This window comes from Pseudomonadota bacterium (assembly GCA_022361155.1).
In the GTDB taxonomy this organism is placed as follows: Bacteria; Myxococcota_A; Polyangia; order Polyangiales; family JAKSBK01; genus JAKSBK01.
The window spans coordinates 1-8,961 of the sequence record JAKSBK010000143.1 but is presented as its reverse complement, the minus strand read 5'-3'; the positions used below and the strand labels follow the sequence as shown (position 1 = coordinate 8,961).

Below are 8,961 nucleotides of genomic sequence, written 5' to 3'. Positions count from 1 at the left end.
GGCCGCAAGTTCCACACCAGACCACTTCGCGAACTGCTGGAGACCTTGAATGCTAATCGTGCACGTCTGCGTTCGCGTCAAGCCTGAATGCACCGCCGCGTTTTCCGAAGCCACCGTGGCGAACGCTCGTGCCAGCATCCAGGAGCCAGGAGTCGTCAGGTTCGACGTCGTTCAGCAAAGCGATGATCCGCAGCGTTTTGTGCTCGTCGAAGTCTACCGCACGCCAGAGGATCCCCTTCGACACAAAGCGACCGAGCATTACAAAGCCTGGAGATCCACGGTAGCGGAGATGATGGCCGAGCCGCGCTCCAGCACTACGTATCGGAACCTGTTCCCGGACGATCGTCGTTGGGAATCCGCGGACCAGCCAAGATGAAGTTCCGCTTTGCCACCGCCACGCAGATCGTGTTCGGCCAGGGTTGCCTGGCCGAGCTGCCTTCGCTGCTCGCGCCGCTGGGAAGCCGTGCGCTCGTCGTTACCGGCGCCGATCCCACGCCGGCCGCATCGGTCCTCGGACTGCTAAGCGAGGCTGGAATCGAGTACTCGCTTCTTTCGGGTAGCGGGGAGCCCACGGCGCAGCTAACGCGTGACGGAGCGGCCATGGCGCGAGCTGAAGCCTGCAGTTTCGTGGTCGGCGTCGGTGGCGGCAGCACCCTTGACGCAGGCAAGGCCATCGCCGCGCTCGTGACCAATGGAGGCGATCCCCTGGATTACCTCGAGATCGTGGGGGCGGGCCGGCGTATCAGCAAACCTGCCGCGCCCTACGTAGCTATCCCCACGACAGCGGGCACCGGGGCCGAGGTCACGCGAAACGCCGTACTCACATCCGAGGAGCACGGTGTTAAGGCAAGCCTGCGAAGTGATTACATACTGCCCCGCATAGCACTGGTGGATCCCGAGCTTACCTATGGTGTCCCAGCGGCGGTTACGGCGAGCACCGGCCTGGATGCGTTGACCCAGAACATCGAGCCCTTCGTGTCATGCCGGGCCAATCCCCTGACCGACGCCCTGTGCCGCGATGGGATCCGCAGAGGCGCTCACTGGTTGCGACGTGCGTACGACGACGGCAGCGATGCTCAGGCGCGAGAGAACATGGCGCTGGCCAGCCTGTTTGGAGGACTGGCTTTGGCGAACGCCAAGCTCGGAGCCGTTCATGGTTTCGCCGCCCCGCTGGGCGGAATGTTCCGCGCTCCTCATGGAGCCCTGTGCGCATGCCTCTTGCCGCAGGTCATGCGGATGAACATCGATGCGCTGCGCGAGCGAGAGCCCGACAGCGGGTCGCTGGCTCGGTACGGTGAGGTAGCGCGTCTGGTCACAGGACGCAGCGATGCTACGCCCGACGACGGAGTGGCATGGGCCCAGGAGCTCAGGGACGCGCTGCAGATCCCGCCCCTGTCTGCCTATGGCGTGACCCGGGCGGATATCGCAGTGCTTACCGAAAAGGCATCGGCAGCGAGCAGTATGCAGGGTAATCCCATCAAGCTAAGTCACGCCGAGCTCCAAGCCATACTCGAAGCCGTGCTGTAGGCCAACAAGCCCAAGGGCAGCGCCCCTACGACCGCAACCGTGATGGCCACCTACCCGCATCGTCACCAGCCTTCGGGTTGCCGACGACGGGCCGGCTGCTTGCAAAAAGGGACAGCTTTGCCTATAGGCGGGCAGGTCGCATCGGTCCGCCCCGTTGGCGCGCACTCGAGTGACATATGAGCGCGAACAACAAGAACTCTGCTGCCAAGCCCTCGAGCAGGAACCTGCGGTCCCGTGGTCGCGCACGCACCAACACGGGCAACGTGAATGGCCCGTCGCGCGCCCGGCCAGCACCACGCACGGCGCGTGACCGCGAAGCCCCAGCACTGGTGCCATGCGTCGGCTGCGGTCTGTGTTGCACCTACGTGGCGGTCGAGGTCGATCAGCCCAACACGTTGAAACGCGCGACCGAAATCCTCTGGTTTCTTTACCACGAGCGAGTTAGCGTCTTCCGCGACGGTGACGGCGAGTGGTACGTCCAATTCGAGACTACCTGCAGGCATCTCACCGACGATCGAAGCTGCCGCATCTACCCACATCGTCCTCACACATGCCGCGAATACGAAGCGGCCGAATGCGAGGTAAACGCTGATGACGAAGGGCTGTACCTGAAGACCGCCGGCGAATTCCTCGACTACCTGCGCCGCTACCGCAAGCGCATTTACGCCAAGGTCAAGGACGGTTTCGAGCCTGATGCGGTCCGCGTGGAATCGCGGCATGCGCGTCGCAAACGTCTGCCCGTGTTCCACACCAATCTGCAACGCATGCGCGCCATGCGGTCCCACACGGCTCCCTAGCCGCGACGGCACCCAACCCCGATATCCTGGCTCGAACGCAATGAATCGCAGCTGGTAGGCAGAAGGCGCAGGAGCATGCCGGGAGTGAACATCGTCGGTACCGGGCTTTATGTCCCCGGCGAGCCGGTGCCTAACGCGGCGCTCGAGCGCGTCATGGATACCAGCGACAGCTGGATCGTTCAGCGCACGGGCATTCGGCAGCGCCACTATGCGGCCAATGGCGTTGGGGCGAGCGACCTGGGCACCAAGGCGGCGGAGCGGGCGCTGGCCGACGCCGGCTTGACGGCCGGCGATATCGACTACCTCATCTTCGGAACCATGACCCCGGACTACCTTTTTCCGGGGTCGGGCGGACTGTGTGGAGCCAAGCTCGGTGTGCCCGGGGTACCCGCGCTCGACCTTCGCCAGCAATGCGCGCTCGTACCGTTCGGCCTGCAGGTGGCGGACGGACTGGTGAACACCGGCTCCGCCGAGACGGTGCTCTTTGTCGCGGGCGAAGCGCATGCCGGCTTCATGCCCTGGAGCGCCTGGGATGTGGTCCGCGGCAGCCGGCGCACCGTTCCCCAGGAAGAGTACGAGCGAGCGACGCGGCATCGAGGAATCGCCGTGGTCTTTGGAGACGGCGCCGGCGCCATGGTGCTGCGACGAGCTTCGCAGCCTGGCCGCGGTCTGCTCGGAACGCGGTTGCTCACAGACGGACGCGATCGCGACTTCATCCAGTTCTCCGCGGCAGGCTTTCGCCGGCTGCCGGCCGTTCACCCCGCCATGCTCGCACGCGACGAGCACATCCCGACCATGCGGGGGCCGGAGTTGTTCAAACGAGCGGTCAAGGAGCTGCCCAGGGTGGTCTCCGACCTGTGCCGCGCACACGGGGTCGAAATAAGGGACATTGACTGCGTCATCGCCCACCAAGCCAACGAGCGCATAAACGAAGCGGTCCGGCAGTCCCTGGGACTGCCCCCGGCCAAGATGCCTTCCAACATCGCCAACTACGGCAACACGTCCGGAGCCACGATCTTCATCTTGCTCGACGAGCTGCGCCGCGACGGGCGAATTGGGCCAGGCGACCTGCTTTGCTTTGTTGCGCTGGGTGCAGGCCTGCATTGGGGCGCATCGCTATTGCGTCTTTGACTCCTGCACCGGAACGGCACACCGTGTTCGTAATCGTTCACCGGAGTGTTCGCCTCGACGACGGCTTCCAAGGGGCCTGAACGGTTACCCGTGTTCGGAGCAAGATTACATTTGAACTGATATTCTGAACCTGCTAATCTGTCGTAGGGTGAGACGTGTCAGCAGCAGGCCGAGTGCGTCCTGAACAGACGGCCTGGCGGGACGTCAGCGAGGTGCTTTCTACAGGCCAGCGAGCACCCAGCGGCGAGTTCATGGGCAGCATCCCGGTGACCGACATCGGCGCCGCGTACCAGCCCATAGTACGGATGGCCACCGGGAGCCTGTTTGCGTACGAGGTGTTGGCGCGGCCCCGGGCAGCCCTGCGCCTCACTCCAGAGAGGCTGTTCGAGCTGGCGTCGCTTCACAACGCCTGCGGTCGTCTGGGACGTCTGCTGCGCCGGCTGGCCCTGCCAGCGTGCGCGGGACGTGCGGTATTCCTCAATGTCCACCCAGAGGAGCTGGTGGACCGCTGGATCCTCCAGCCCGACGATCCCCTGTTCGGACACGACAACGAAGTGTACCTGGAGATCACGGAATCGGTACCGCTCACCCACTTCGATCTGGTGCGGGCCACCCTGGACGAGCTTCGCTCGCGCGGTCACGTGCACCTGGTCGTAGATGACCTTGGCGCCGGCTACTCCAATCTGCGCCGGATCGCGGACCTGGCACCCCAGATCGTCAAGCTCGACCGGTGTCTGGTCACGGGTCTGGATCGCAACGACCGCCAGTATCGCCTTGTGCGAGCAGTCGTCCGAATGTGCGAGGATCTGGGCGCGGAAGTCGTCGCGGAGGGCATCGAGACGCTGGATGAGCTCGAGGCGGTACGTGACGCCGGCGCCCACTACGGCCAAGGCTTCGTCCTCGGCCGACCCGCAAGCCTGCCGCCCCCGGTGATCTGGCACGCCCGCTAGTACCACGAATCACAGGTTCCGGCCGCTGACATCCATGAGAGACCTCCCCTACTTTTGCAGCGTCATGTAGCTGGGAGTGCACTCGTGCGCGATGCGGCACGCATCGGCATCGCATACGCCGCTGTAGCACTCATCGTTGGAGGTGCAGGGCCCGCCGATGCGCTGTATCGGCTTGCAGATCCTCGAGCCCATGTCGCAACGGTGGTAGGCTGCGCAACTCTGGGTGGGCGCCAGGTCCTCGTCCAACAGTGGCGGCAGCTCGCAAGGTTGTCCGGGTTGGCTTACCGGGCTGCAAACTCCAGGTGTGATGACGGGAACCGGCCACAACGTGGCCTGAATGCCCGCGCAATACAGACCGGGCGAACACGGGTTGGGCACGCCGAGACCGCAGGTGCTGCCGAGCTCCAACAGAGGACCGCACAACCAGCCTGCCTGGAAGTCAAGCACCTGGCATGCGAGACCGATCTGGCACAGCTGGCCGGTGACCGGATCGCAAGGCTGACCGGGAGCCGCTCCGAGCAGTTGATCGAAGGTCACGCAGCGGTCGCTGGCGCAGTACTCTCCGTGCCGGCACTCGGAATGGGTGAGCGAGCCGCTGCATGAGCTGCCCAGCTCGAGCGGTACATGGCAGGTGTCGTCGCACTGAAGGCCTGGCTGGCACTCGTGGTCCCGACTGCAAAACACGCCGGGGCCGTTTGGCAACGTACAAACGCCGGGACAACTTGCACCAAAATCGCACCAGCCGTCCATGGCGCACTCCAGGTCGTGATTGCAGGGGCCACCGAGGGGCACGGTCCCTTGCAACGCCTGTTCGCACTCGAACGGCAGGCCGGTCGAATAGGCGAGGCAGCCCCAGCTGCGCATGGAGTTGATGCACGTGTCGATAGCCGCGGCTTCCACAACCAACGTGCCGGCCTCGATGGAGCGTTTCAGGTCACCGAGCTCGCTGTCCTCGTACATCCTTTGCTGAGTCACGACGCAGTCCTGGTTGTTCAGGAACAGCTCCACCTCCCCGGCCACGCAGGCATGCAACGCGTCGCAGCGAGCTTGCGCCATGCGCGCAGGCAGATCCGCTACGAGGTCGGCTTGCGATTCACCGCAGGCGGACAGCAGGACAAGCAGGGCACGCTGCCACACGAGATGGCGTGTCTTGCTGTGCATGTGCTCATTTAACCCGCGCCAGGCCAGCAGAGCAAGAATCGGAACAGCGGCACCGGCCCCGAGCGCCTCGGTGCCTTTGTAGTTCTTCGCTCACAGCCACAACGCAAGAGAACGCGTCGGCTCCGCATTCCTTCCAGGCATGCCCGCGGTCGCAGCAGGACTTGGCAGGCCGATCCTGCTGGCCCATCACGGTTGCCCGCGCTGCGGCGCACCTTGCATCGATCGCTGCGATTGCATCGAGCCGTTCCGGATCGACTCATGGCCATCTCGATCCGTGCGTATTATAGTCGCAGCGTGAGTGGTCATGAAGTGGCTGTGCGCTCGGGTTACCTGACGGACGGCCGGTGCTCCTGAACTGAAGCGAGGCAATGCATGAATGCGGGTGTATTCCCAGCTACGGCACGGGCGAGCGTGCTCCTGGCGTGTCTGACGGCAGCCGGAGCCCTTGGATGTGGGGCGGATGCAGGACCCGCATGGATGCCACCTGCGGGCACGGGGCGCGCGGGCTCGGGAGCCGGAACCGTGGGAACCGGTGCTGGCGGCGCAGCCGGCGGGGCTGCTGGCGCGGCGGGTGGCGCAGGCTCGAACCTGGCCGGCATGGGCATGGGCGGTGCCGTCGCTGCGGCGGGCATGGGCGGCGCTGGCGGCATGATCGCGGCCGGTTTCGGGGGGATCGGCGTGGGCGGCATGGGCATGGGCGGCGCTGGCGGAACCCTGCCGCCGGTGACCAACTCGACCATGCCGGATCTCAAGGTCGCCTTCACCGGCGACATGGCGGTGAGACCAGGCCAATCCGACGAAGTCCTCAAGCTAATCAAGCGGGAACGCGCCCACCTGGTGCTGCACGCCGGTGACCTCGGTTATGGCGACGGCCCCGTGGCGTTCGAAAACCAGCTCAACAGCGTCCTTGGCGACACGTACCCCTACTTCTACTCGGTCGGCAACCACGACACGGGCAACCAGGGTTGGTCCACCTACCAGCAGAACATGCAGAAGCGTCTCGACAAGATCCCCGAGGCGAGCTGCACCGGCGATCTGGGCGTCCGATCGACCTGCACCTACCAAGGGCTGATGTTCATTCTCTCGGGCGTGGGCACGGTCGGCAACACGATGGCCCACAACAGGTACATCAGCAACGAGCTCTCCAAGAGCGACCAGCTCTGGGAAATCTGCGACTGGCACAAGAACCACACCGACATGCAGGTCGGCGGCAAGAGCACCGAGGTGGAGGCAGCTACCTACAAGGCATGTCTCGACGGTGGCGCGATCGTCGCGACAGCGCACGAGCACTCGTACGGCCGCACGTTCACGCTAACCAACTTCAGGGGTCGCCCCTACGGCAAGATGGGCCCCCCCGATATGCTCACGCTGAGCGAGGGCTCGACTTTCGTATTTCATTCTGGAATCGGCGGTTCCGACATCCGCGTCTTCCGCTCGCACGGAAACAACTCGTGGTGGGCCACCATCTACACCAGCGACCGCTTCGTCATGAACGGTATGCGGGTGAACAACTTCAGCGCGAATTTCGGGGCGCTGTTCATCACGTTCCATGTCAACGGCAACCCGCGCAGCGCCGAGGGCTATTTCAAGACCATCAGCAACGACACGATCGATCGGTTCACCGTCACGAACATGAAACCATGAAGCGCTGAGAGCCTTCTTGCGTTGGCCTCGCCAAAGACCGGCCACGCTCGGTCAATCCACTCGCGCCAAGGGGTTGGTCCAAACGAGACCCGGAAAACGAGCGAAGTCGCCGTCGGTGCTGCAAAGCGTCAGACCGTGTTCGATCGCCAGCGCAGCGAGATGCGCGTCCGGAACCAGGTTTGGACGAGAAACCGAGCCGAGCATCAGGGGCTCCAACACCTCGGCGTGGCTGGCCGTGGGGCTCGGCACCCACGCCGTTTGAGCCGAGAGCCATTCACGTACCTGGCGCCACGCAGCGCTGATCGGTTCAGGTCGTTCAAAGACGCGTGCGTTGCTGACGAGACGCACGAACGCAAGGAGCGACGGCCAAGCCAAGCCCACCCGGGTAGAACCGCTCAGCTGTCCGTCCAGCCATGCGCGAGCCGCTGCATGCTCCGCGAAATCCGATACATGGGCGTACACCAGCAGATTGGCGTCGACCAGAATCACCTGTACTCGTCGCCTTCCGCGAACGCCAAGAGCTCCGCCACGTCGTCCACGTTGGCACGGCGCGGCCGCAGACTCACGACAGCAGTCCGAAAGCGCTGACGGCGAGCCGGCCGTTCGAGGGAATCGAGCCCCCGCCTGAGCGCCTCATTGACGACTTGCTTCAGGCTGGCCCCGCGCTTGTCCATCACGCGCTGCAGCGCCTTGGCCACGTCAGAGTCCAGCGTCAGCGTCGTGCGCATGCACAAGCGCATAGCAGGGCTGCCATTGCGATGCAAGCAGCGAACATCATGATGTTCGGCTTGCTCGACGAGTCGCCGACCGACAGGGCAAGCATGGGGCAAGCATGGGGCAAGCATGGGGCAAGCATGGCGCAGGCATGGCCCAGCTCCGGCTGGCGTCAGCTCCCGGTTTCGAGGTAGCCCAGCTCTTCCAGCCGCCTGCGGTCCTCCACGCTCAATTCGACCGCCGCCGGTGGTGGTGGTGGTGGTGGCGGCGGCGCCCGGAGCGCGGCGCCCATCCGGCGTTCGAGCTCCGACAACATGCGCTTGCCTCTGCTGTTGCGCTTCGACCAGAGGTTGCTCTCTTCGCGGGGATCCCGCCTGAGATCGTAGAGCTCATGTTTGCCGTCGCTCGAGTGAATCAACTTGTAGGGCCACTTGAAAAACGCGCGCCGGATGCGTTGGAAACGGTGCCCCCAGCGTGGGTTTCTGAGAAACCGGGCCCTGTCAAAGTAGTTTTCCGAGATGGCCGGCGTGTTGTGCGGTGTCGCGGAGAACTTCGGCAGCATCGCCGCGGCCGGTTTGCCCAGTGCACGCAGGATCCGATTCGGCAGATGCTGCGATGCCACGACCGTGTCATCCACGCGGCCCGACCGCTGCGTTGGGAGCGCCACGATCAAGGGTACGCGGATGCCCTCTTGGTACACGTCGCGAGGGTGCTCCGCCCACAGATGTTCTCCCAGGTACTCGCCGTGATCGGACGTGATGACCACGACGCTGCGATCCCGCTCGCGCTCAAGATGCCTTAGCAGGGGGTCGAGCCCTGCGTCGAGGTTGGCCAGCGCGGTATCGTACTGGTCCACGAGCTTCTGCACCAGCTCTGGCGGCGCGGGATCGATGCCCGGAAAGACGGCCCTGCGCAGTGCCAGCAGGTTGGGAGTGGACCGGACCTCGACAGCATAGCCCACGATATCGGGCCGCGGCGGCACCGTACTGTACTCGCGGTGCGTGTCCATGTAGTTGAGAAACAAGAAGTAGGGCACG

10 protein-coding genes are annotated in these 8,961 nt (G+C 64.6%); 6 read left to right on the top strand and 4 right to left on the bottom strand.

Features of this window, described 5'->3' with window-relative positions; all coding sequences use genetic code 11:
* Positions 1-49 precede the first annotated feature (49 nt).
* The 5 genes from MJD61_04905 to MJD61_04885 all read left to right on the top strand — a co-directional run bounded on the left by MJD61_04905 (position 50) and on the right by MJD61_04885 (position 4,405).
* Complete coding sequence (locus tag MJD61_04905) at positions 50-376, top strand: antibiotic biosynthesis monooxygenase (protein ID MCG8554616.1); 327 nt, start codon at positions 50-52, stop codon at positions 374-376.
* Positions 373-1,527 (top strand): iron-containing alcohol dehydrogenase, encoded by a 1,155-nt coding sequence (locus MJD61_04900; protein MCG8554615.1) that lies wholly within the window; start codon positions 373-375, stop codon positions 1,525-1,527. The genes MJD61_04905 and MJD61_04900 overlap by 4 nt, the downstream gene beginning before the upstream one ends.
* Positions 1,528-1,703: 176 nt before the next feature.
* Positions 1,704-2,324: a YkgJ family cysteine cluster protein gene (locus tag MJD61_04895; GenBank protein MCG8554614.1), complete on the top strand. Its 621-nt coding sequence runs from the start codon at positions 1,704-1,706 to the stop codon at positions 2,322-2,324.
* A gap of 75 nt (positions 2,325-2,399) precedes the next feature.
* Positions 2,400-3,455, top strand: a complete 1,056-nt coding sequence (locus MJD61_04890; protein MCG8554613.1) for a 3-oxoacyl-ACP synthase — start codon at positions 2,400-2,402, stop codon at positions 3,453-3,455.
* 155 nt (positions 3,456-3,610) lie between these two features.
* Complete coding sequence (locus MJD61_04885; protein MCG8554612.1) at positions 3,611-4,405, top strand: EAL domain-containing protein; 795 nt, start codon at positions 3,611-3,613, stop codon at positions 4,403-4,405.
* 48 nt (positions 4,406-4,453) lie between these two features.
* Here MJD61_04885 and MJD61_04880 read toward each other — a convergent pair whose 3' ends face one another.
* A complete protein-coding gene (locus tag MJD61_04880) occupies positions 4,454-5,566 on the bottom strand; it encodes a hypothetical protein (protein MCG8554611.1) in 1,113 nt (370 codons plus the stop codon).
* A 522-nt stretch (positions 5,567-6,088) separates the two neighbouring features.
* Here MJD61_04880 and MJD61_04875 point away from each other — a divergent pair.
* Positions 6,089-7,210, top strand: coding sequence for a metallophosphoesterase (locus MJD61_04875; protein MCG8554610.1), 1,122 nt, complete (start codon positions 6,089-6,091; stop codon positions 7,208-7,210).
* 51 nt (positions 7,211-7,261) lie between these two features.
* On the opposite strand, the gene MJD61_04870 is transcribed toward MJD61_04875, so the two are convergent.
* The 3 genes from MJD61_04870 to MJD61_04860 form a co-directional block, all read right to left on the bottom strand.
* A complete protein-coding gene (locus tag MJD61_04870) occupies positions 7,262-7,699 on the bottom strand; it encodes a type II toxin-antitoxin system VapC family toxin (protein MCG8554609.1) in 438 nt (145 codons plus the stop codon).
* A complete protein-coding gene (locus tag MJD61_04865; GenBank protein MCG8554608.1) occupies positions 7,696-7,938 on the bottom strand; it encodes a DUF2191 domain-containing protein in 243 nt (80 codons plus the stop codon). The genes MJD61_04870 and MJD61_04865 overlap by 4 nt, the downstream gene beginning before the upstream one ends.
* Positions 7,939-8,096: 158 nt before the next feature.
* Positions 8,097-8,961 (bottom strand): sulfatase-like hydrolase/transferase (locus tag MJD61_04860; GenBank protein ID MCG8554607.1); only part of this gene is annotated, 865 nt, incomplete at its 5' end.